Source organism: Paramesorhizobium leguminum, assembly GCF_003217235.1.
GTDB lineage: Bacteria > Pseudomonadota > Alphaproteobacteria > Rhizobiales > Rhizobiaceae > Paramesorhizobium > Paramesorhizobium leguminum.
In genome coordinates this window covers 1-21,421 of the sequence record NZ_QJTF01000033.1, presented here as the reverse complement: position 1 = coordinate 21,421, position 21,421 = coordinate 1, and the positions used below count along the sequence as shown (strand labels likewise).

Below are 21,421 nucleotides of genomic sequence, written 5' to 3'. Positions count from 1 at the left end.
GCCGGTCAGATCGGGGCTGGCCGTCGCGCCGTATGGCAGATCAAAGTGACGTTTCAACTTTGCGCAACACCGGACATTTCTACATCGCCGCCACAATCATGGGGTGTAGTCGGATACATTCTATCTCCAAGCGCGACTTGCCAATAACTTCAATGGTTTCGCTTTGGAGATTTTCGAATATCGTTTTACTCATCCTCACTTAAGTCCGCCTGCACAATTCCCGGAATATCCGCCAGTGGCTTGTCGCGGTCGAACAGGCCGGCGTCCTCCAGCTTTTCGATATCGGGCAGGTCACGCAGCGTTGCGAAGCCGAAATGTGAAAGGAAGGTGTTCGTGGTGATGTAGGTATAGGGCGCGCCAGGCTTCGGGCTGCGCGGGCCGGATGTGATGAAGCCTGCGTGGCTCAACTGCGCGATCAGGTCGCGGCTCACCTCGCGGCCGGTGATATCAGAGAGTTCGGCGCGCGTTACCGGCTGGGAATAGGCAATCGTCATCAGCACCAGCGCCTGCGTCTGAGACAGGCCCACCGTTTTGTCCTCGCCGCCGGCTACCGCGCGGATGGCGCCTGAATAGGCAGGTCGTGTGCGATGCTGGAAGCCGCCCGCGACGCGGACAAGGTCATATGGGCGCGTCTGCAACTCCTCGCGGATATCCTCGATCAGGCGTTCGATATTGCAATCGCGCCCTACCAGATGGGCAAGAACCTCCACGCCGACGGGTTCACTCGCCGCGAAGATCACCGCCTCGACCCGGTTCATCCATTCGCGCCGGCGAGCAGCCTCGGGCAAATCCGGCAATTCGCGATCGAGCGGCTTAGCCGGCTGCTTTCGTTTCTCCGACACGCTCAAAGCCCATAGAGCCGAAAAGTTGATCGCCCGGTCAATTCCCGGGCTGCGCCCAGCGAAACCAGCCGCTCAAAAAGCCGGCGCACCGCGCGATCGGTCATAGTTTGCCCCGGAAGCGCACCGGTGCAGGCCGAAGGCAGCAGCGCATCATCCTCAAGCAGTGCTTCAACGATATGCGCGGACCCTTTAGCGCGTAATTTCGGCGCCACCATCTTCAATCGTTCTGCCCGGCGGCTCGCATCAGCGGCGGCATCACATGCCTCCAGCGCCGCCTGCCCATAAGCGATAAGGCAGGCCCTGCGCCATCCTGCCTCACCAATCCGTAGGCGGCGGCCGCCCGGCCCCACGCGAAAGAAAGGTTTTTGCACCTGGGTTATCAGAAGCGGCACGGGCCGCGGCCATTTGAGGCGGCGGGCTAATACCAGATCGGCGAGCCAAAAGCCCAGAAGTTCGGCGGGCGCTGTCACGGTAGAGATGGCGCCGGCGATATGTTCGGCAGCTTCAATGGCAGCAAAAGGACCAAGGCTGCCACCCTGCGCGAGCCGCTCGGTATGTGTTGCAACCTCCGCGAAATCACAATCCGGCTTTAATCCGAAGCGTTCCGCAGCCACGACGAGCGTTTCCTTGTCAAGCAAGCCTGAATGCCGGCCAAGCTTCCGCCAGGCAAGCAGAATCCTGCCTGCGGGGCCGGGATCGCCGCCCGGGCGGGTGAGACAGACGGCATCGCGCAAACTCCCCTCCTCTTCCGGCTGGCCAAGAATTGACGCGGAAACCGCCGCCGCCTTCAGCGCCATACGGGCGCGCCACATCCCGGTCCACTCCCGGCCATCCCGAATCGGACCATCCAGTGACTGAAGCGCGGCGCCGGCAAGAAAGGCAGCTTCCGCCTCCTCCATATCAGGCAAAATGCTCCCCCTCGCCCAGGGAGCGGTAAACGAGACAGCGGTGGGAAAAGTTGGCGCGACCGGGCGGTTCATGACGGCAATTTAGAACGAAACGACCGCCACCTCCATGGGGCTTGCGGGATAACCACTATTTATCGGCAAGCAAGACTGTGAAATCGACGATAATTCAAGCGCTATCGATGGCGAGACAGTCGGCTGGTGTCCTCGCGTTGACATGTTTGCTGTCGGCATGACCATACCTTGCGATAATTGCGGGGTTGTCCCCTGCTCTTAGCGGCCTGGTCCACCATCCATCCTTGAGCATCCACCCTGATGTCATGACTGTTTCCACGTCATTGCTGTCCGGCCGGATCGAAGCGCTTTCATGGACGATCTGCGCATTGGGGGAACGTCTTGCCAATAGCGCCCGCCCTTCTGCAAGCGCCAGTGCCTGATCGCCTGCCATGATCAAGCGATGAAAATAATGCCGCGTACGGCGATAGCTGGTGAGATAGGCGATCCTGACTTGATAAGCGGGCATGGCGGCTTTCCCCTACGCTGCCAAAACAATTTACAATACCTTACGCCTGAAAGTATGCGTCGCCCGCATAAGTTGCCGCAAGCAGAAAATTACTTGATTCACAAGTTCAACGGTAGAAAAACTCTTTTCTAGCGATTTAATATTTCATCTATTCTTGGCGCCGAAGCGCTCGGCGATGCGGCGCTTGAGTTGCTCGCGCACATCCCGGTAAGCATCCAGGATCTGTTCACGCGTTCCCTGCACCAAAGTCGGGTCGGGCATCGGCCAATATTCCACATCGACGGAAAAACCCCGCATCCGTTCCAGCACCGCGTGATGGGCGAGCGGCGTGAGCGTCACCACCAGATCGAAATAGCCGTCGCCAAGTTCTTCCAGTTCCCTGGGCTGGCGCGCATCGAGCGAAAGCCCCTCCTCCGCCAGAACCGCCGCAACGAAAGGATCGCGCTCGCCGCGCTTCACACCTGCCGATGCCAGATAGACCTTGGACCCGAGCATATCGCGAGCGAGGCACTCGGCCATGGGCGAACGGATGGCGTTCATGCCGCATACGAACAGAACGGAGGAAGGCATCCGGCTGTGCGGCGCGATGCCTGTGTTTCGATCGTTTGTTTTGTCCCCCTCTTCCACCAAAGCGCTCAACCTCGCCAATGCAATACGCAGACCAATGTGAAGAGGCGGCGCGCCGTATCGAAGTCCACTTCGATTTTGCCGCCAAGCCGCTCCTTCAGGGTCTGCGACCCCTCATTGTGAAGCGCCCGCCGCCCCATGTCGATCGCTTCGATCCGGCTTGGCGTAGCGGAACGGATCGCCTCGTAATAGCTTTCGCAAATCAGGAAATAATCCTTCACCACGCGCCGGAACGGTGCGAGCGAGAGAATGTGGGTAGCGACTTCCTCGCCGGTTTCACGTTGAATAGCGAAAATCAGCCGCGATTCGACGAGCGAGAGCTTCAACTGGTAGGGGCCGCCCGTCTCATCACCAATGGGATAGAAGCTGTTTTCTTCGACCAGATCGAAGATGGCGACGGCGCGCTCATGCTCGACATCCGGGGTAGAACGTCCGATGGATTCGTCCAGTTCGACGTCGATCAGCCTGTTCTTCTTGCCGCCGCCGGATGCCATTTCTACCCTATAAATTCAACCTTATGGCGACCGAACGGCCATGGGCATCCAACCCTTCGGCCCGCGCAAGCGCGATGGCCGCAGGCCCGAGAGCGCGCAACTGATCCGGCCCAAGCTTGAGGATCGAGGTGCGTTTGATGTAATCGAGCACCGACAGGCCGGAAGAGAAGCGCGCCGAACGCGCGGTCGGCAGCACATGGTTCGATCCGCCGACATAATCGCCGATGACCTCAGGCGTATATTTGCCGAGGAAGATTGCACCCGCATTGCGGATTTTCGGCAGCAGTGCCTCCGGATCTGCAATGGCGAGCTCCAGATGTTCGGCGGCGATGCGGTTGATGAGCGGCAGGGCAGTCTCGAAATCCTTCACCAGGATCACCGCGCCGAAATCCCGCCAGCTTGCCGCGGCCGTCGCGGCGCGCGGCAGCGTCCGCAACTGGCGTTCGACCGCTTCCTCGACGGACCGCGCGAAATCTTCGTCATCGGTCATCAGGATCGACTGCGCGGCGGTGTCATGTTCCGCCTGCGCCAGAAGATCGGCGGCGATCCAGTCGGGATCGTTGTCCCTGTCGGCGACCACAAGCACTTCCGACGGTCCGGCGATCATGTCGATGCCAACCGTGCCGAAGACCAGCCGCTTCGCCGCCGCGACATAGGCATTGCCCGGGCCGACGATCTTGACGACTGACGCGATCGTCTGCGTACCGAAGGCCAGCGCGGCAACCGCCTGCGCGCCGCCAACCCGGTAAATCTCGGAAACGCCCGCCAGGCGCGCCGCCACCAGCACCAGCGGATTGAGCACACCGTCAGGTGATGGAACGACCATGACGATGCGCTCCACGCCCGCGACCTTGGCCGGAACCGCGTTCATCAGCACCGAGCTTGGATAGCTGGCGGTGCCGCCCGGAACGTAGAGGCCGACGGATTCGACGGCTGTCCAGCGCGAACCGAGTTCGACGCCGAGCGGATCGGTATAGCGGTCATCCACAGGCATCTGCCGCTCATGATGCGCGCGGATGCGGTCACGCGCCAGTTCCAGCGCTTGAACCGTCTCTTGCGGCGCTGCCGCGACGGCGGCATCGATCTCGGCCTCGGTGACGGCGATGCCGGTCTTTTCCAGATCGATCCGGTCGAAACGCCGGGAATAGTCGATCAGCGCCTTATCGCCATTCTTGCGCACACCATCGATGATCTCGCGTACCGCCCGGTCGACATCTTCCGAAGCCTCCCGCTTGCCCGCGAGAAAGGCGGCGAACTTCGCTTCGAAATCGGGATCACTTTGTCTAAGCGTCTGTGCCACGTCGCAAATCCTTAAATCTTGCGCGTTCAATCTTTCACGCGTCATGCTCCGGTTTGGCGCGCGCCTCCCATGCGGGCCCCAAATCGGTAAGCCTCGCCTCGATGCATTCGGCGGTGAGGCGAATGGCTGACCCACCCGAAAAGGTGAATTCCACGATACCGGCGGGCGCGTCGCCCGCGATGAAGCGAACCGCCAGAAGCGACAGGACGTCATCCTTGCGGCCGTGATCGATGCCGTTCGCCTTGACGGAGATGACCCGGTCGAAATGCAGCACCGTGCGCCGGCGCTCAAACGTGCGCTTTCCGAAAACGCCGGAAGCGGCGCGCTCCCAGACAAAGCGATTGGTAACCGCGATGAAGCGCTTTTCCTGGCGCAAATAATCGAGATCGCCCACCTTCAGCACGGCATCCTGGAGGTGAGCCGAGATAATCCGCAAATCCTCGTCATCGAGCGCAACAAGCTTGAGCATTTCCATCGGCTTCATTCCAAGCAAAACAGTGGGGCCTGCAAACAACGGGCCATGCGCCTATCCTCTAGGACGAGCATGATCCCCGAAAGTTGCAGGCTTCCGGGCAGGATCATGTGTCTATGCTCTAGGATGTCCGCAGGCCAAGCGCAACCAGTCAGTGCGATAAGATGTTATCCGCTGACGCGTTCGACAATAGCGCCGCAGCCCGATAGCTTCTCTTCCAGCCGCTCGAAACCGCGATCGAGATGATAGACGCGGTTGACCGTCGTCTCCCCTTCCGCCGCAAGCCCGGCGATCACCAGCGACACCGAGGCGCGTAAATCCGTTGCCATGACGGGAGCGCCCTGAAGGCGTTCCACCCCTTCCACGGTCGCCACCTGGCCGGAAAGCGAAATCCTGGCGCCGAGGCGCGCCAGTTCCTGCACATGCATGAAGCGGTTTTCGAAGATCGTCTCGGTAATGCGCGACGTACCCTTGGCCTTGGTCATCAGCCCCATGAACTGCGCCTGCAAATCGGTCGGGAAGCCGGGGAAAGGATCGGTGAAGACATCGACCGGATGAATTCCATGACCATTGCGCACCACGCGGATGCCGGTATTGGTCTCGGTGATTTCGGCGCCGGCCTGGCCAAGCGTCTCCAGCGCGGAGGAAAGCAGGCTCGCCTGCGCGCCTTCGAGCAGCACATCGCCGCCAGCCATCGCCACCGCCATCGCATAAGTGCCGGTCTCGATACGATCTGGAATGACACGAACCCGCGCGCCCGAAAGCCTGTCAACGCCTTCAATACGGATCGTGCTTGTGCCGGCGCCGGCAACATTGGCGCCCATGGCGTTCAGGCAATCGGCGAGGTTGACGACTTCCGGCTCACGCGCCGCATTGGAAATAACCGTCTCGCCCTTGGCAAGCGTCGCCGCCATCATCATCACATGGGTCGCGCCGACGGAGATCTTGGGGAAGGTATAGTGCGCGCCGACAAGCCCCTTCTTCGCCGTCGCCTTGACATAGCCGTTCTCGATATCGATTTCGGCGCCCAGCGCGGCAAGGCTTTCAAGGAAAAGGTCGATCGGACGTGTGCCGATGGCGCAGCCGCCCGGCAGCGAAACATTGGCCGTGCCCATGCGCGCCAGAAGCGGACCGATCACCCAGAAGCTCGCCCGCATTTTCGAGACGAGATCATAGGGCGCGGTGGTATCGACGATGTTGCGCGCGGTGAAATGGATCGTACGCGAATAAGCGCCGTCCTGCCGCTCGCGCCGCCCGTTGACGGAATAATCAACGCCGTGATTGCCGAGGATGCGGATCAATTGCTCGACATCGGCCAGATGCGGGACATTTTCGAGCGTCAGCGTATCGTCGGTCAGAAGCGACGCTATCATTAGCGGAAGTGCCGCATTCTTGGCGCCGGAAATCGGAATGATACCGTTGAGCTTGTTGCCGCCGACGATTTTGATGCGATCCATATCTATCCACTTTCCCGGGGTCAAAAGCCCGGTTTTCCAGGTTGTTTTCCGCATACCGGCGTTGCCGGAAAGCTCATCAGGCTTTTCGGGTACCGGAACCGGACCGCGAAGACGCGCGGCTTCAGGGAAGACCGAACGCCGTCTTACACACACATCGCATTCGATGGGCATGTATTATGCCATGTCGGTCCTTGACGGTTTATTGACGGAATCCGAAACAACCTCGATACCCTCATTCCTGTCATCCGCATCGCCGGCGCGGCGCGCGCGCGCCTGCGCCTTGCGGCGTGCAAGATTCGCCCGCAATTGCTCGGAAAGCCTTTGCTTGCGGCCCCCTGCCTTGTGACCCCCGGAATCAGGATCGGATTGTTCGGAACTCTCCTTCATGATCCCCAAGCTATTACTATAGGTTTGCCCCGAGGAAAAGCGGGCGTGACGCCGCCTGTGGAGAACTTGCCCGTTCGCTGAAAAGAATCCCGATTGCTTGCTTGCGGTTTCTCGCATGTTGTGGCAAAAGCCGCCGCATTCGCTGTTTCGATGCTGCGGTAGCTCAGTGGTAGAGCACTCCATTGGTAATGGAGAGGTCGAGAGTTCAATCCTCTCTCGCAGCACCAGTTTTCTATATTAGCCTCCCCTTTCTTTCCTCTGGAGAACTATGAAAACGTCATTTGCCACGCTGGCTGTTGCAATGACTCTGACGGCATGCGGCGTCAAAGAGCATCTTGGACCACGTCGGTGGGCCGAGGTTGGCATGACCCATGCGGAGATTCGGGAAAAAGATGCCAACCAATGTGAAATTAAGGGAGTCAAACGAAATTCTCCCGATTTTGATAATTGCGTAAAGTCTGAATATCAGAAACGCGTCGACGAGGTGGGAAAGCCGCCTGCCTGTATGGGGCCGATAGGCAAGCAGCAGTGCTGGTAAAAGGTCAGGCCGTATCTTCCGTTCTGTTCAATAAGCATGACGAATTGGTCAACATTTGATAAACGCCTTCGCCCCTAGAATCAGCCGCTGAAATCTATAACAATAGTTAATATCAAAATATTCGTCACCTGACGTTTACTTCTTGTAAACTATTTTAAATATGTTTTACTTAAAATTATCTTTGATTTGCATGGGGGAAGCAATGTCTGGAGAAGATAGGCTTAAACGCAGGCGCGGGCGTCCATCCAATACTTCTATCGCCATAAAAAAGGCAGCACTGGCAAAACAACCTGATTCATTCCGCCTGGAAGAAGAAGCGCTTCATACTTTGGAGAGCATGGCTGTGGCGATTGCCGTCATCGACCATAATCTCAAAAACCTCATGAAGAACCTGGCGAAAAAGCAGCCTAGCTAGCCATAAGTAAAGATTGTCGTCTTTTGTCGCCCGCCCGGCCGGCCCTTTTCCATATCGACAAATTGCCTGTAATTCTCTATCCCGCCTGCGGCAGACCGCCCGCAGGAGAACGAGATGACTCTGACCCCGCCCCGGATCACGGACATGGAACGGCTAGACAGGCTTGACCGTCTGCGAGCAGCGATCGAAGCCGCCGGCATCGGCGGGCTGCTGCTCGGCTCCACGGAAAGCCTGCGCTATTTCACCGGCCTCGTCTGGCATCCAAGCGAACGCTTGCTGGGTGCGCTCGTCACGCCGACGGGTCTCTACTACATCGTCCCCGGTTTCGAGCAAAGCCGCGTCGAAACGCTGCCGCATCTGCCGGGCGAGATATGCGTCTGGCAGGAAGATGAAGACAGCACCGCGCTCGTGGCATCGCTTCTGGGTCCAAACCAGCGGCTGGCGGTGGACGATTCCGTGGCACTGTTCGTCTATCATGCGCTGGCCGGCGTGTTCGGGCCTGAGCGGCTTGTCGATGGCGGCCCGATCATCCGTCGCCAGCGCCTTTGCAAATCACCAGCGGAAATCGCGATCATCAAATATGCGATGGAACTGACGCTGGAAGTGCACAAGCGCGCGCATGCGATGCTGAAGCCGGGCATACGGGCATCCGAAGTCGTGCGGTTCATCGATGAAGAACATCGCGCGCGCGGGGCGGAAGGAGGTTCCACCTTCTGCATCGTCTCCTTCGGCGAGGCAACATCGCTGCCTCACGGCGCGGATGGTGATCAGGTTTACAAATCAGGCGATGTCGTTCTGGTCGATACCGGCTGCCGCATCGACGGCTATCACTCTGACATCACCCGCACCTATATGCTCGACGAACCCTCGCCCGAATTCGCCCGCATCTGGGCGATCGAGCGCGAAGCGCAGCAAGCCGTATTCGATGCGGCCAAACTCGGCGCGCCCTGTGAAAACCTTGATAATGCCGCGCGTGCTGTTCTCATCCGCCATGGCTTCGGCCCCGATTACAAACTGCCCGGTCTGGCGCACCGCGCCGGCCATGGCCTTGGCCTCGAAATCCACGAAGAGCCCTATATCGTGCGCGGCAATGCGACACCGCTTGGCGAAGGCATGTGCTTCTCCAACGAGCCGATGATCGTCATTCCCAATCAGTTCGGCGTTCGCCTCGAAGACCATATCCATATGACCGCGTCAGGCCCGGAATGGTTCACCAAGCCGGCAAAGGGGCCAGCAGAGCCTTTTGCCTGAAGCGCTCCACCAAACTTTTCCCATAATTCGTGCGAACATGATGCTTTGTCGAATAGACAGCCCACGCGGCCCCTCGCAACAGGAACCATCCATGAGAAAAGTTACGCCATCGGGTCTTGGATTTTTCACCCTCGCCTGCCTCTCGCTTGGCGCATCCGCCCAAGCCGCCGAAAGCGAGGCGGCGTTGAAACGCACCGTGGACGAAGCGATCCGGCCGGTGATGGAAAAGAACGGCGTTCCGGGAATGGCCGTGGCGGTCACCGCCGGCGGCAAGCATTATTTCTTCAACTATGGCGTCGCCTCGAAGGAGAGCGGACAAAAGGTGAGCGAGAACACGATTTTCGAAATCGGTTCGATCAGCAAGACCTTTACCGGGACGCTTGGCGCTTACGCCGAGGCGCAGGGAAAGCTCTCGCTCGCGGACAAGGCAAGCAAATATTGGCCGGCGCTTGCCGGGTCGAGCTTCGACACCATCCCCCTTCTCGATCTCGGCACCTATACGGCGGGCGGACTGCCTTTGCAGTTTCCCGACGGCGTGACAACGCGGGAGAAGATGCTCGCCTATTACCGCAACTGGCAGCCAGCCTATCCCACCGGTACGCACCGGCAATATTCGAACCCCAGCATCGGCCTCTTCGGCTATCTCGCCGCCCGTAGCATGGATGCGCCTTACGACACGCTGATGGAAAAGAAGCTCCTGCCCATGCTGGGGCTGACCGGCACTTATGCCAAAGTTCCCGAAGCCCGCATGGGCGACTACGCCTATGGTTATTCGAAAGCCAACAAGCCTATTCGAGTGAACCCCGGCTTTATGGCTTCAGAAATGTACGGCGTGAAAACAACGGCGGCGGATTTCATCAAATTCGTCGATGACAATATCGATCCGTCGAAACTCGACCCCGTCATGCAAAAGGCCATTGCCTCCACCCACACCGGCTATTACCGGATCGGCCCGATGACGCAGGGCCTCGGATGGGAGCTCTACCCCTACCCCGTCACGCTCGACCAACTGCTCGACGGCAATTCCACCGACATGGCGCGCAAGGCCAACAAGGCGGAGAAGCTCACCCCGCCCCAGCCGGCGCGAAAAGAGCTTTTCATCAACAAGACAGGCTCCACCAACGGCTTCGGCGCCTATGCCGCCTTTGTGCCGGCGAAGGACATCGGCGTCGTCATCCTGGCGAACAAGGCTTATCCCAATGCCGAGCGGGTGAAAGCCGGCTACCGGATATTGCAGGCGCTTGAGGGGCAGAATTGAGCTGAAGCAATCCGGGTCGCGGGAAGATCAACCCGCGACCCAAGTTTGTCAGCCAACCGCCTGGAGCATTTCATATTTACACGGAAACAACTGTGCGCCCTTCACCCCCGTGGTTCGAGGCTCGCTACGCTCGCACCTCACCATGAGGGTGAAGGGTTGCAACGCTGCAGTAGCCCTCATGGTGAGGTGTGAATGGAGCGAAGCGGAATGAGCCTCGAACCACGGGGGCGCTTGGTGATTCCGTAAAAATATGAACTGCTATAGAACTGAACGACCCCATCGTTCAGGAAACACATCTTGTCGAAAAGTTTCAAATCCAGCGGATTGGGCAATCGGATGTCGTCCGCGCCGGGACAGGGCTTCTTCAGCGGATCGTATGATCGATCGATCTGCGAGACAAAGACGACGATCAGCCCGCGCTTGCGCGCGAATGATCTGAGCGCGCCAACCTGAACCGCCAATGATGGGTTCTCGCGTCTCTGATCGAGCAATTGCAGATAATCGATTACCACCACGGTTCCCCGCGGCGCCGATGCCAACGCTTCCATGATGTAGTTGGCATTTATGGCATCGGAACAATCATATCGGAACAGCCCGTCGAATTGCGCCCGATCCACGCCCAGCGCCCGCAGCCGATCCAAGATATCCTGCCCCGTATATTCCAGCGTGAAGAACATGGCCGGATTGCCCCGTTTCATGGCTTCCACCGCAAGTTCGAGGCTCATCAGCGTCTTTCCATGCCCCGGTCGCGCACCCACGAGAACCAGATCGCCGGTGGTCATCAGGGGAAACAGCTTGATGGCGGGCGTGACCGCAGACGCTTGCGCCACAAGCAAACTCCAGCCGCTGTAGCCTTCCTCAAGCGCAATGCGATTGAGAGCCTCATGCAATGGAATGCTTGATTGCCGGGATAGCTGCTTGGCTTTGCGCTTCAAATGATAAATGGGCGCGGATAGTTTCATCGATAAACCTCCTATTGCGAGCAGATATCCGCAATCCCTCCTTATGCCGGGTCGCTCGAACAGTCGGTTCGATGTTCTGATAGCCCCGCATGAACAGTGCTTTCCCGAATGGAGGGAGGAGGCGTGGGCCGCGCCAGAATCAAACCATAGCGCAGCTTTCAGTTTTCTTCATCTCATAATAATCAGCGCGCATTCCCCTCCCGGAGAATGCGCGCTGGATTGACGGATCAGGATTACAATTACTGCCCGGTCGTCCCATCCGGCAAGGCGAAGGCAACCACCTGATCGCTCACCCGTGGCGTCAGGATGGAATTGCCGCCGACCGCGAAGACCACATATTGCTTGCCTTTGTAGGTGTAGACGGCGGGTATGGAGACAGCGGGAGCGTCAACCATAGCCTTCCACAGGACATCGCCAGTCTTGACGTCGAAGGCCCGTACCTTGTGATCCATCGAGGCGCCGATGAACGCCACGCCGCCCTTGGTGATGACCGGTCCCCCGAGGGTAACGGATCCCCAGGAGTCGGGCATGTAGAAGCCCCATTGCTGCACCGCGCCCATGGGCTTGCGCCACAGGAGATCACCGGTCTTCAGATCATAGGCGGAAATCTGACCATAGGGCGGCTTCCAGCAGGGCATTCCGATAGGGTTGGTGAAAGTGTTGATCTGCAGGCCGTAAGGAGCACCCTTCTGGGGGAAATAACCGCCCGACGCCTCCGATCCAGGGACACTCGTAACCTTGTTGTACTCATCGCGGGGGATGAGCTGTTCTATCATCACCACCACAGAACTGTTGGTGATGAAGGTCTGGCTCTCCGGATCCACCGCGCCACCGCCCCATTCCACGCCGCTAATGGTCGAGGGATAGGCAATCGTGCCCTTCAAGCTCGGAGGGGTGAAACGGCCCTCGTCGCGCAATTCCTTAGCCTTCCGGCTGCAATAGCCCAGGCTCAGCGCGTCGGCGAGCCAGTACACGCCGGGCCATCTGTCCGCCACCACCGGCTCGGGGCGCGCCACATAAGGCTGCGTGGGAGACGCCTTTTCGCCCGGCACGTCGGAGGCCGGGACCGGACGCTCCTCTATCGGATAGATCGGTTCGCCCGTGTAGCGGTTGAGGACATAGAGGAAGCCCTGCTTGGAAGTCTGAACGAGCGCTGGGATCTTTTTTCCGTCCTTCTCGATGTCGACCAGCGTGGGCGCCGAATTGGTATCCATATCCCAGAGATCGTGATGGACGAGCTGCCGGCTCCAGATGACCTTCCCGCTGTCCCCATCGAGCGCGGTTACCGAGGTCGCAAGCGGGATCGGGTCCAGACGGTCTCCGCCATAGAAATTCGGGCTGGGCGACGAGACCGGCAGATAGAGGATGTTCATATCCGGATCGAAGGACATGCTGGCCCAGACATTGGAGGTGCCGGTTTTTCCCCACATCTCCTTCGGGATGGGATTGAACGTCCATTCGGTCTTGCCTGTCCTTGCATCGAGAGCCCATACCCAGCCCGGAGGATCGACGGCATCCGACCAGTCCTTGCCGCTCCAGCCGAGGAAGAGCTTATCCTTGTAGACCGTCGGCGCCTGGAAGAGGGAAAGCGGCCATTTATTGTTCACGGTATTGTATTTGTTGATATCGAGAATGCCCTTGTCGCCGAAATCCGCGCATAGATTGCCCGTATCGGCATCGACTGAATGAAGCTTCGCGTCCATCGTCCCGATATAGATACGCTTCTGGCATGGCTGCCCCGCGACCGGATTTGCCGCGGCCCAATAAGCGATGCCGCGGTTCTTCATGTCCGGCTGGGTAAGAGCCTTTAGAAGCGCATGGGCGTTGTACCGCCACTTCACTTTGCCCGTATCCGGCTCGATGGCGAGGATATTATAGAAGGGCGTACCGACATAGACGGTGTCGTTGATGAAAAGAGGCGTCCCTGACCAGACCGACATGGGAATGACACCGCTGCCGTCCGAAACATCGCCGGTATGAACCTCCCATGCCTTCTGGAGCCTGCCGACATTCTGGGGTGTAATCTGGTCCGCCGGGGAATATTTCTGCGCCTTCAGGTCGCCATTATAGCTCGGCCAGGTGTTGTCCTGCGCCATGGCCGATGCCAGGCCCACGGCGGCGGTCAGCGCAAGGCTAAAGTAAAAAGATATGGCGCGCTTCATCGGGATGCCTTTCTTTTCGCCGGAGTGCGTGTGGCATGCGTGACACGCGCGGCACGAGGACGAGGGTTATGAGGCGAACTGTCGCGTCGTATGCCGGTTGCCCAGAGCCAGCCGATCATCGAGAGCGCCATTGCAAGCACCAGCCATTGGCTCTCCAGCATATATCCGGCGAACGCCGTGCCCAGAATTCCGAGCAGCAGCAGGAAAATCAGCGTTCCCGTCCACCAGTTTCGGCGCGTGTCCCATAGGGTGAGCGCCAGCGCTGCCAGCAAGATCGCAGCACAGGAGAAGATGACCAGGAGCGTGCCTCCGGCACCGTCGATTCCGCTGGATCGGGAGGTATAAGCGATAAGAGATATGATCAGGCCCGCCGCCCCCCCAAGGGCGATGAGGCCGGTAGCGCTACTTGCCCGGCTCATGTGTCGTCACTCCATATGTTGGACTGAGAAATGTCTTGAAGGTTGAGAAATGTACCGCCTAGCATCGTTTCTCTTCGGTTCTGAACGCTGCGCTGCGTTCGGATGATATCCATCATCTTCATCATTATTGAATGGTAAAGGGAGACCACGAAGAAATACGCATGTCAATACTATTAGAACAACCATTGTGCTTTGAGTTGTATTTGAAATACACCCGGCCTTGCAACATACTGAAATGACTTATACTGCGCGTGACATATTTATCACCGGTCACATGCTTTGATTCAGGCTGGGAACCGTGAACGCATGCACGATATTCGCGGGGGACGATTCGCAGCGGTAATCGGCAATGCACCACCTGATGGCTCGTATCCCCACCCGCGAACAGATGCTAAGATGCATCAATCGGATGCGAGACAATACCATGATGCAAAAGCCTGCGAGGGAACGGAAACGCGGTTCCGGTGCCCAATATGTCTATGAGATTTTGCGGGAGGAGATTCTCGATCTCGTCCTTGCCCCCGGCAGCCCGATCGATGAGAACCAGCTGGCCGAGCGGCTGGAAATGTCGCGCACCCCTATTCGTGAGGCTTTGGTCCGCCTCGCCGGCGAAGGTCTGGTGACGCCTCTCCCCAACCGGTCGACCGTCGTCGCCAATATCGATTTCTTCAACCTTCACACCTTCTTCGACGCGCTGACCCTGATGTACCGGGTGACAACACGGCTTGCGGGCGAATATCACACGCCGGCCGATCTCGAACTCATCCGGGCGCGGCAGGAGGATTTTGCCCGCGCGGTTGAGAACCAGGACGCGCTGGCGATGATCGCCACCAACCGGGAGTTCCACGCGGCAATCGCGGAAGCGGGGCGTAATCCATACTTCACCGGCCTCTTCTGCCGCCTTCTCGATGAAGACCAGCGAATCCTGCGGCTTTATTATTCCTCCTTCAACGACCAGCTTCCGAAACGCTATGTCGCGGAGCATGAGCAGATGATTGCGGCCATCGAGGCGCGGGATATCAATGCCTGCGATCGCCTGGCGCTCGCCCATGCCGACCAGATCGTCAGCCAGATCCAGAGTATGATCTCGCGCGGCGTGATGCGTACCGTCCCGCTGGATTAAAAACGCCGACACCGCCAACAATCTTGTCGACAATAATTATACATGATGTAAAGTGGAGAAATATTGGCGGAGAAATAGAGCCCCTCCCCGCCATCATGTAACGAAATGGGAGATTTCCATGACTTCTCAAATTTTCTCCGGCTGCATTCCCGCACTGATGACGCCCTGCAAAGAGGACCGCACGCCTGATTATGACGCGCTGGTGAAGAAGGCGAAGGAGTTGACCGCCGCCGGAATGTCCGCCGTGGTCTATTGCGGGTCGATGGGCGATTGGCCGCTCCTCACCGACGCTGAGCGCATGGAGGGTGTGGAGCGGCTGGCAAAGGCCAGCATTCCGGTGATCGTCGGCACCGGCGCAGTCAACACAAAGCAGGCGGTCGCCCATGCGGCGCATGCGCAGAAGGTTGGCGCCAAAGGTTTGATGGTTATCCCCCGCGTCCTGTCGCGCGGCTCGGTGATTGCGGCGCAGAAGGCCCATTTCAAGGCAATCCTCTCGGCGGCTCCGGAATTGCCGGCGGTGATCTACAACAGCCCCTATTACGGCTTCGCCACCCGCGCCGACCTGTTCTTTGCGCTGCGCGCTGAGCATCCGAACCTCGTCGGCTTCAAGGAATTCGGCGGCCCGGCGGATATGCGCTACGCTGCTGAAAACATCACCAGCCGCGATGACGAGGTTACGCTGATGATCGGCGTCGATACAGCGGTTTTACACGGCTTCGTCAATTGCGGCGCAACGGGCGCCATCACCGGCATCGGCAATGTGCTGCCGAAGGAAGTGCTGCACCTTTGCGCCCTGTCCAAAGCTGCCGCGAAAGGCGATTTCGAAGCGCGCCGCCTGGCGCTCGAGCTCGAAGCCGCGCTTGGCGTTCTTTCGTCCTTCGACGAGGGGCCGGATCTCGTCCTCTATTTCAAGTACATGATGGTGCTGAAGGGCGACAGGGAATACACCCTGCATTTCAACGAGACGGACGAATTGAGTGACAGCCAGAGCGGCTATGTCGAGCAGCAGCTCGGACTGTTCGATGCGTGGTACGCCGGATGGAGCAAGTCGCTCCAGGCGGAGTATAAGCTCGCGGCGTGACGTAGCACGCGCTTTCCCTCCCCCTTGCGGGGAGGGTGGCCCGAAGGGTCGGGTGGGGGTGGTGACGTTTACACCACGGCCGTCAGTAAAAGCGCAAACGTCACCACCCCCATCCGCCCGCTAACGCGGGCACCTTCCCCGCAAGGGGGAAGGAGGGAGCGATCTTATTGGCGCAACTCCCGCAACTGCGCCATTTCCGCCGCTGAAAGCTCGATACCATCCGCGATCGATTTCGCGCGCGCAGCGAAGCGCCGTTGCGATGGCAGGCGGGCGCCGTGTCCCATGATCCCCTCGAACAGGATTTCCGCATGGGCAAGCGGGTTGCCTTTGCGCCCGCCAGAGAATTTTTGGGGGTCGAAGGCTAGGATCAGCTCGCCGTGATTGGGCGCCAGGCTGGTGGTGCCGAGAACGTCGAGCGCTTCCTGGCTCATCGCATCGCCAATCATCGCGCCGGCCAGAAGTTCGATCATTGTCGAGATGGCCGAGCCCTTGTGGCCGCCGAAAGGAAGCATCGCGCCGGCGAGCGCCTGTTCAGGGCTGGTCGTCGGCTCTCCATTGGCATCGAGCGCCCAGCCTTCCGGCAAGGCCTTGCCCGCGCGCCGGTGCAACTCGATTTCCCCGCGCGCCGCCACGCTGGTCGCGAAGTCGAACACGTAAGGATGATTGTTCTCGCGCGGCCAGCCGAAAGCCATGGGGTTGGTGCCAAGCAGTGGTGTGCGACCGCCCGCCGGGGCTACGGTGGCATAGCTCGGGCACATGGCGAGCCCCGCCAGCCCCTCCTCGGCAATTGCTTCGACCTCAGGCCAGAGCGCGGAGAAATGTGTGCAATTGTTGATGACCATCGCCGCCAACCCCAGCGCGCGGGTACGTGCCGCCAGCGCGGGCAAGCCCAGCTCGAAGGCGGCATTGGAAAATCCGCCCTTGGCATCGACGCGCACGATGGCGCTGTCGTCTACCCCAAGCGTGGGAACCGCGTCGGGCACCACCTTCCCCGCCCGGATCGTGCGCAGGCACCCTTCGATCCGGTAGATGCCATGGGATTTGCAGCCGTCGCGTTCGCCGGCGACGATCACCCTCGATATCGCAGCGGCCTGCCCGTCGCTACAGCCCGCCGAAACGAAAATTTCCTTCACCAGTTCGAACAGTTCTGCGATGGGAAAGAAGGTGGTTTCGGTCATGGCTGCGCCTTTCATTCAAGAAGAATCAGAGCCGCCCCAGGAAATCCCGGAGCGGCTTCCGTAGCAATATCAGAATATCAGAGCGTCGCGCCAACCTTCCTCAGATCCGCGAGAACCGGCGCCTTCGGCAGCCAGATCTTGTCATATTCGGCGATGATCTTGCCCGTGTCGGCCACTTCGACATCCTTGATCGTGATCACCTTGCCGAATTCCTCCAGCCGCTTCGGCTCGTTGGCAACGGTGGCGTCGATCTGTTCATCGAGCGCCATCTTCGTCAGCCGTGTAATGAGTTCGCGGTCGGCTTCGGGCAGTCCCTTCCATACGCGCCCGGACGCCAGCGCCACGCAGGGCATGAAGATGGCGTTCATCCTCAGCATCGTCTTCGACACCTTGTCGAACCGCTGGTTCCAGGAGAAGTCGAGATCGGCTTCAAGCCCGTCCACCTGCCCGTTGGACATAGCGTCGAACACGGCGGGGGTCGGGATCGGCGTCGGCGCGGCGCCGAGGAGTTGATAGAAGTCCTTGTAAGCCGGCGTCGTATTGATGCGCAGCTTCATGCCATCGAGATCATCGAGCCCGTCGATTGCCTTCGCCGTGAAGACGACGCGCATGGTGGTGATGCCCCAGGCAAGTCCGATGGTGCCGGTCTCAGCGGGCAGCACGTCGAGCAGGCTCATGGCGACAGGATCGCGAACGAGCTTGGCCACCTTGGCGGTGGAATCCACTACCCATGGCGCGTTGATGGCGGCGATGGAGGGAATGCGGGAGCCAAGTTCCGCCGTCATGATCCAACCGAGATCGAGCGAACCGGCCTGCATCTGCTGCATCATCGCCGCCTCGGTGCCAAGCTGGTTGGCGGGGAAGGCCACGAGATCGAGGCGGCCATTGGTTTCGGCCTTCAGCATCTCGCCGACTTTCAACGCCGCATTGTTCCAGGGATGGCCGGGCGGCGTGGTGATGCCGAGGCGGAAGGTCCGCTTTTCCTGCGCCCGCACGATCGACGGCATGGCAAGAAGGGCAGCGCTCGCGGAAGCGGTGCGGATAAGGTTTCTGCGTGTTATTTTCATGAGTTTGTTCCTCTGGAGTTTAGCTGGCAAAGAAGGTGGAAAGCTGAGGGAAGATCGAAAGCAGGATGAGCAGCAGGCACGCGACGAAGAAGAACGGCAGCGTGACGATGAACATCTTGCCCGGTTTCGCGCCTGTCACTGCGGAGGCGACGAAGAAGCACAGGCCCACCGGGGGCGAGAGGAAGCCGAGCACCAGATTGATGACGACCACGACGCCGAAATGGACGGGATCGATGCCATAGACCTCTGTCGCAATCGGCAGCAGGATCGGCACCGTCATGATCAGTCCCGGCGCACCGTCGATCACCGTGCCGATGACCAGCAGGATGACGTTGACGAGAAGCATGAAGGTGACCGGGTCCGAGGCGACCGTCTGCACCCAGGCCGCCACTTTCTGCGGCACCATCCCGTAAACGAGGACCCAGGAGAACACTGCCGCCGCCGCGACGAGGAAGAGGACGACGGCGGAATAGATGCCCGCCTTCAAGAGCATCGCGGGGAGCTGTTTGTAGGAAAGCTCACCGATCCAGTAGCGCCCGACAAGAAACGCCGCCACCACGCCGACGGCAGCCGCTTCGGTCGGGTTGGCAAGGCCGGTGAGAATCGAGCCGACGATGATGATCGGCACGAGCAGCGTCGGCAATGCGTTGAGGACGATCTTGGCCCGCGTCCGGATCGTCAGCTTGTCGCCCTTCGGGTAGTTGTAGACGAAGCCCATCAGTGCAATCACGATGCAGAACAGCACCGTCAGCAATATCCCCGGCACCAGTCCGGCCATGAGCATATCCGCCACCGGCACCTGCGCCAGCACGCTGTAGACCACGAACATGATCGAGGGCGGGATGATGGGCCCCAACATGCCGGCATAAGCGGTGAGACCCGCGGCGAAGGTCTTGTCGTACCCCTTCTTCTCCATCTCCGGCACCATCATCTGCGCCATGATGGCGACCTGCGCGGTGGCGGATCCAAGGATCGACGCGACGAACATATTCGCGAAAAGGTTCACATAGGCGAGCCCGCCGCGCAGGGAGCCGATGAAGGCCATGGTCATGTCGATGATACGGCGGGTGATGCCGCCGCCATTCATCACCTCGCCGATGAGCACGAAGAGCGGAATGGAGATCAGCCCGTAATTGTCGACGCCGCCGAACAATTGCGTCGGCAGGCTCTCGAAAAGCAGCATGTTTCCGCTATCGAAGATGTAGACCATGCTGGCGAGCATGAGGCAAAGGCCGATAGGGACGCCAACCAGCATCAAAAACAGAAAAGCGCCAGTCGTAACCATCAGTTCACGCCCTCCGTGTTTGAGAAACCGGGATGCGCGCGAGGCGGCGAGAAGCCGAGATCTTCAAAAAAATTCGCCAGCGTATGCAGCAGCATCGTGGCGGCAAAGATCGGGATGACCATGCTGATCGCCCAAGTTGGCCAGCGCAACGTCTGCGTCTGTTCCGTATAGAGAAAGTTGAAGGTCTGCCCCGCATAGGCCTTGGCGTCAAAACCAGCAGCGGCAATGCCGATCGGGTCCATCCACCGCCAGCACATGACAGCAAGCGCAAAGGCGAACACCGCGCCAAAGAGACTGGCGAAGGCCTTCATCCGGCGCGCATTTTTCTCCGAAAGCTTGTCGGAGAGGAGCGTGACCGAGAAATCGAGCCGCAACCGCGTCAACGCCGAAGCGCCGATAAAGGCGAGCCATACCATCGCATATACGGCCGCTTCATCAACCCAGTAAAGCGGTATGCCTGCATAACGCGTCCCCACATTGAGCAGGATGAGGGCGAGGATCAGCATCATAAGGCCGCCGACCACGGCTTTCTCACATGCGAGCATGGCTTCGGAGAGGAAAACGATAAGGCGGACAGGCGCGAATGGCCGCGGTCCGGATGGAGGTGACATTGATGGCATCCGCGTTCCCCTTGTTTTTTATAATTTAGATTTTATACATTTTTGATGTCAAGGGAGTTTTAGTCGCATAAGCTTATATGTGAAGCCCTTCCCTCCCAGGTATCGCTTTAAGGCTTTCATCGATGCAGATCAGACCGTCACTCAAACACCGCACCCTTTCCGGCGCCCTGCTTGATGAGATCCGGCAGGGGATATTGTCCGGCCGTTACGCGGCGGGAACACAATTGCGCCAGGAAGCACTGGCCGAGGCCTTCGGCGTCAGCCGAATCCCGATCCGAGAGGCGCTTTTCCAGCTCGAGGCGGAAGGGCTGGTGAAGATATTGCCACAGAAGGGCGTCGTGGTATCAGAACTTTCGCGCACCGAGATCGACGATGTCTTCGAACTGCGCATCCTGCTCGAGCCGCGCCTGCTCGCGAGTTCGGCTCCCAAACTGACAAACGAGGATTTCGACCGGCTGGAAGAACGGCACGCGGATTATATCCGGGCCATAGCTGCAAATGCCGTCGATCATTATGGACGGCTGAATGCGGAACTGCATCAGGCGCTTTACACCCACGCGGATATGCCGCGTACACAGCAGATCGTCGCGTCGCTGCTCCAGACGAGCGACCGCTATACCCGCATCCAACTTTCCAATCCGGCGGCTATGCAGCGCGCGATGGAAGAGCATGCCGAACTCATTCACCTCTGCCGCTCAGGCCGCTTCGACCGCGCCGCGCGGTTCCTCGCCGAACACGTTGCGGCGGTTCGGGATGATTTGCTGAACGTGCTGAACATCCCTTGAGCGGCACCGGCTGTCCGGCCCAATGGTCTGCCGTCATTCTCGGGCAGATTTTGACCGAGGCCGACACCTACTGACTGTGGGGATTTAAAACTAGCTCCCGCAACCAGTTCAGACATAGCTCGGCAGCTGTTCTAGTGTGAAAATATTTGGGGCGTTTGCCGCAAGCACTAGATGTTTAGGTGTTTGATCCCAGACTTTGATGGTGCATTCTTTTCGCAAGCTTGGAGAGATTCGCTATGGGACAAATTCTACACGGCAGCGCCACGACGA

General features: G+C 59.3%; 23 protein-coding genes and 1 tRNA gene. 8 read left to right on the top strand and 16 right to left on the bottom strand.

Features of this window, described 5'->3' with window-relative positions:
• Positions 1 to 185: 185 nt before the first annotated feature.
• The 9 genes from scpB to C7477_RS17615 form a co-directional block, all read right to left on the bottom strand.
• Positions 186 to 842 (bottom strand): SMC-Scp complex subunit ScpB, encoded by a 657-nt coding sequence (gene scpB, locus C7477_RS17655; protein WP_245411890.1) that lies wholly within the window; start codon positions 840 to 842, stop codon positions 186 to 188.
• A 2-nt stretch (positions 843 to 844) separates the two neighbouring features.
• Positions 845 to 1,822 (bottom strand): DUF1403 family protein, encoded by a 978-nt coding sequence (locus C7477_RS17650; protein ID WP_110754567.1) that lies wholly within the window; start codon positions 1,820 to 1,822, stop codon positions 845 to 847.
• Between the two features lie 94 nt (positions 1,823 to 1,916).
• Positions 1,917 to 2,270: a hypothetical protein gene (locus C7477_RS17645; RefSeq protein ID WP_110754565.1), complete on the bottom strand. Its 354-nt coding sequence runs from the start codon at positions 2,268 to 2,270 to the stop codon at positions 1,917 to 1,919.
• Positions 2,271 to 2,414: 144 nt separating this feature from the next.
• Entirely contained in the window at positions 2,415 to 2,840 is a 426-nt protein-coding gene (locus tag C7477_RS17640; protein ID WP_110754564.1) for an arsenate-mycothiol transferase ArsC, read from the bottom strand.
• 65 nt (positions 2,841 to 2,905) lie between these two features.
• Entirely contained in the window at positions 2,906 to 3,391 is a 486-nt protein-coding gene (locus C7477_RS17635; RefSeq protein WP_110754562.1) for a UPF0262 family protein, read from the bottom strand.
• 7 nt (positions 3,392 to 3,398) lie between these two features.
• Positions 3,399 to 4,691, bottom strand: coding sequence for a histidinol dehydrogenase (hisD, locus tag C7477_RS17630; protein WP_110754572.1), 1,293 nt, complete (start codon positions 4,689 to 4,691; stop codon positions 3,399 to 3,401).
• A gap of 34 nt (positions 4,692 to 4,725) precedes the next feature.
• Complete coding sequence (locus C7477_RS17625) at positions 4,726 to 5,166, bottom strand: DUF2948 family protein (protein WP_110754560.1); 441 nt, start codon at positions 5,164 to 5,166, stop codon at positions 4,726 to 4,728.
• 164 nt (positions 5,167 to 5,330) lie between these two features.
• Positions 5,331 to 6,620, bottom strand: coding sequence for a UDP-N-acetylglucosamine 1-carboxyvinyltransferase (gene murA / locus C7477_RS17620; protein ID WP_110754558.1), 1,290 nt, complete (start codon positions 6,618 to 6,620; stop codon positions 5,331 to 5,333).
• Between the two features lie 174 nt (positions 6,621 to 6,794).
• Positions 6,795 to 7,007 carry a hypothetical protein gene (locus C7477_RS17615; RefSeq protein ID WP_110754556.1) on the bottom strand — a complete coding sequence of 71 codons (213 nt, stop codon included), beginning with the start codon at positions 7,005 to 7,007 and terminating at the stop codon, positions 6,795 to 6,797.
• 152 nt (positions 7,008 to 7,159) lie between these two features.
• On the opposite strand from C7477_RS17615, the gene C7477_RS17610 reads away from it, so the two are divergent.
• The 5 genes from C7477_RS17610 to ampC all read left to right on the top strand — a co-directional run bounded on the left by C7477_RS17610 (position 7,160) and on the right by ampC (position 10,469).
• A tRNA-Thr gene (locus tag C7477_RS17610) sits at positions 7,160 to 7,234 on the top strand.
• A gap of 41 nt (positions 7,235 to 7,275) precedes the next feature.
• Positions 7,276 to 7,545 carry a hypothetical protein gene (locus C7477_RS17605; protein ID WP_146226119.1) on the top strand — a complete coding sequence of 90 codons (270 nt, stop codon included), beginning with the start codon at positions 7,276 to 7,278 and terminating at the stop codon, positions 7,543 to 7,545.
• Positions 7,546 to 7,747: 202 nt separating this feature from the next.
• Complete coding sequence (locus tag C7477_RS17600; protein ID WP_110754553.1) at positions 7,748 to 7,960, top strand: hypothetical protein; 213 nt, start codon at positions 7,748 to 7,750, stop codon at positions 7,958 to 7,960.
• A gap of 114 nt (positions 7,961 to 8,074) precedes the next feature.
• Complete coding sequence (locus C7477_RS17595) at positions 8,075 to 9,211, top strand: M24 family metallopeptidase (protein WP_110754551.1); 1,137 nt, start codon at positions 8,075 to 8,077, stop codon at positions 9,209 to 9,211.
• A gap of 91 nt (positions 9,212 to 9,302) precedes the next feature.
• Positions 9,303 to 10,469, top strand: a complete 1,167-nt coding sequence (gene ampC / locus C7477_RS17590) for a class C beta-lactamase (RefSeq protein WP_110754548.1) — start codon at positions 9,303 to 9,305, stop codon at positions 10,467 to 10,469.
• Positions 10,470 to 10,645: 176 nt separating this feature from the next.
• Here the strand turns inward: ampC and C7477_RS17585 are convergent, their stop codons facing one another.
• From C7477_RS17585 to C7477_RS17575, 3 genes are all read right to left on the bottom strand, one after another.
• Entirely contained in the window at positions 10,646 to 11,431 is a 786-nt protein-coding gene (locus C7477_RS17585) for a DNA helicase (RefSeq protein ID WP_110754546.1), read from the bottom strand.
• 239 nt (positions 11,432 to 11,670) lie between these two features.
• Positions 11,671 to 13,593: a pyrroloquinoline quinone-dependent dehydrogenase gene (locus tag C7477_RS17580; RefSeq protein WP_110754544.1), complete on the bottom strand. Its 1,923-nt coding sequence runs from the start codon at positions 13,591 to 13,593 to the stop codon at positions 11,671 to 11,673.
• Positions 13,590 to 14,012, bottom strand: coding sequence for a hypothetical protein (locus C7477_RS17575; RefSeq protein ID WP_110754542.1), 423 nt, complete (start codon positions 14,010 to 14,012; stop codon positions 13,590 to 13,592). The genes C7477_RS17580 and C7477_RS17575 overlap by 4 nt, the downstream gene beginning before the upstream one ends.
• Before the next feature lie 424 nt (positions 14,013 to 14,436).
• Here C7477_RS17575 and C7477_RS17570 point away from each other — a divergent pair, with 424 nt between their 5' ends.
• Together C7477_RS17570 and C7477_RS17565 are read left to right on the top strand one after the other, a co-directional pair.
• A complete protein-coding gene (locus C7477_RS17570; RefSeq protein ID WP_110754540.1) occupies positions 14,437 to 15,135 on the top strand; it encodes a GntR family transcriptional regulator in 699 nt (232 codons plus the stop codon).
• A gap of 118 nt (positions 15,136 to 15,253) precedes the next feature.
• Positions 15,254 to 16,216 (top strand): dihydrodipicolinate synthase family protein, encoded by a 963-nt coding sequence (locus tag C7477_RS17565; protein WP_110754538.1) that lies wholly within the window; start codon positions 15,254 to 15,256, stop codon positions 16,214 to 16,216.
• 164 nt (positions 16,217 to 16,380) lie between these two features.
• Here the strand turns inward: C7477_RS17565 and C7477_RS17560 are convergent, their stop codons facing one another.
• From C7477_RS17560 to C7477_RS17545, 4 genes are all read right to left on the bottom strand, one after another.
• Positions 16,381 to 17,394: an Ldh family oxidoreductase gene (locus tag C7477_RS17560; RefSeq protein ID WP_110754536.1), complete on the bottom strand. Its 1,014-nt coding sequence runs from the start codon at positions 17,392 to 17,394 to the stop codon at positions 16,381 to 16,383.
• Between the two features lie 77 nt (positions 17,395 to 17,471).
• Positions 17,472 to 18,461, bottom strand: coding sequence for a TRAP transporter substrate-binding protein (locus tag C7477_RS17555; RefSeq protein WP_110754534.1), 990 nt, complete (start codon positions 18,459 to 18,461; stop codon positions 17,472 to 17,474).
• A 19-nt stretch (positions 18,462 to 18,480) separates the two neighbouring features.
• Positions 18,481 to 19,746, bottom strand: coding sequence for a TRAP transporter large permease (locus C7477_RS17550; RefSeq protein WP_110754532.1), 1,266 nt, complete (start codon positions 19,744 to 19,746; stop codon positions 18,481 to 18,483).
• Complete coding sequence (locus tag C7477_RS17545) at positions 19,746 to 20,357, bottom strand: TRAP transporter small permease (protein WP_210206160.1); 612 nt, start codon at positions 20,355 to 20,357, stop codon at positions 19,746 to 19,748. The genes C7477_RS17550 and C7477_RS17545 overlap by 1 nt, the downstream gene beginning before the upstream one ends.
• Before the next feature lie 131 nt (positions 20,358 to 20,488).
• Here C7477_RS17545 and C7477_RS17540 point away from each other — a divergent pair, with 131 nt between their 5' ends.
• Positions 20,489 to 21,151 carry a GntR family transcriptional regulator gene (locus C7477_RS17540; RefSeq protein ID WP_425373594.1) on the top strand — a complete coding sequence of 221 codons (663 nt, stop codon included), beginning with the start codon at positions 20,489 to 20,491 and terminating at the stop codon, positions 21,149 to 21,151.
• Positions 21,152 to 21,421 lie beyond the last annotated feature (270 nt).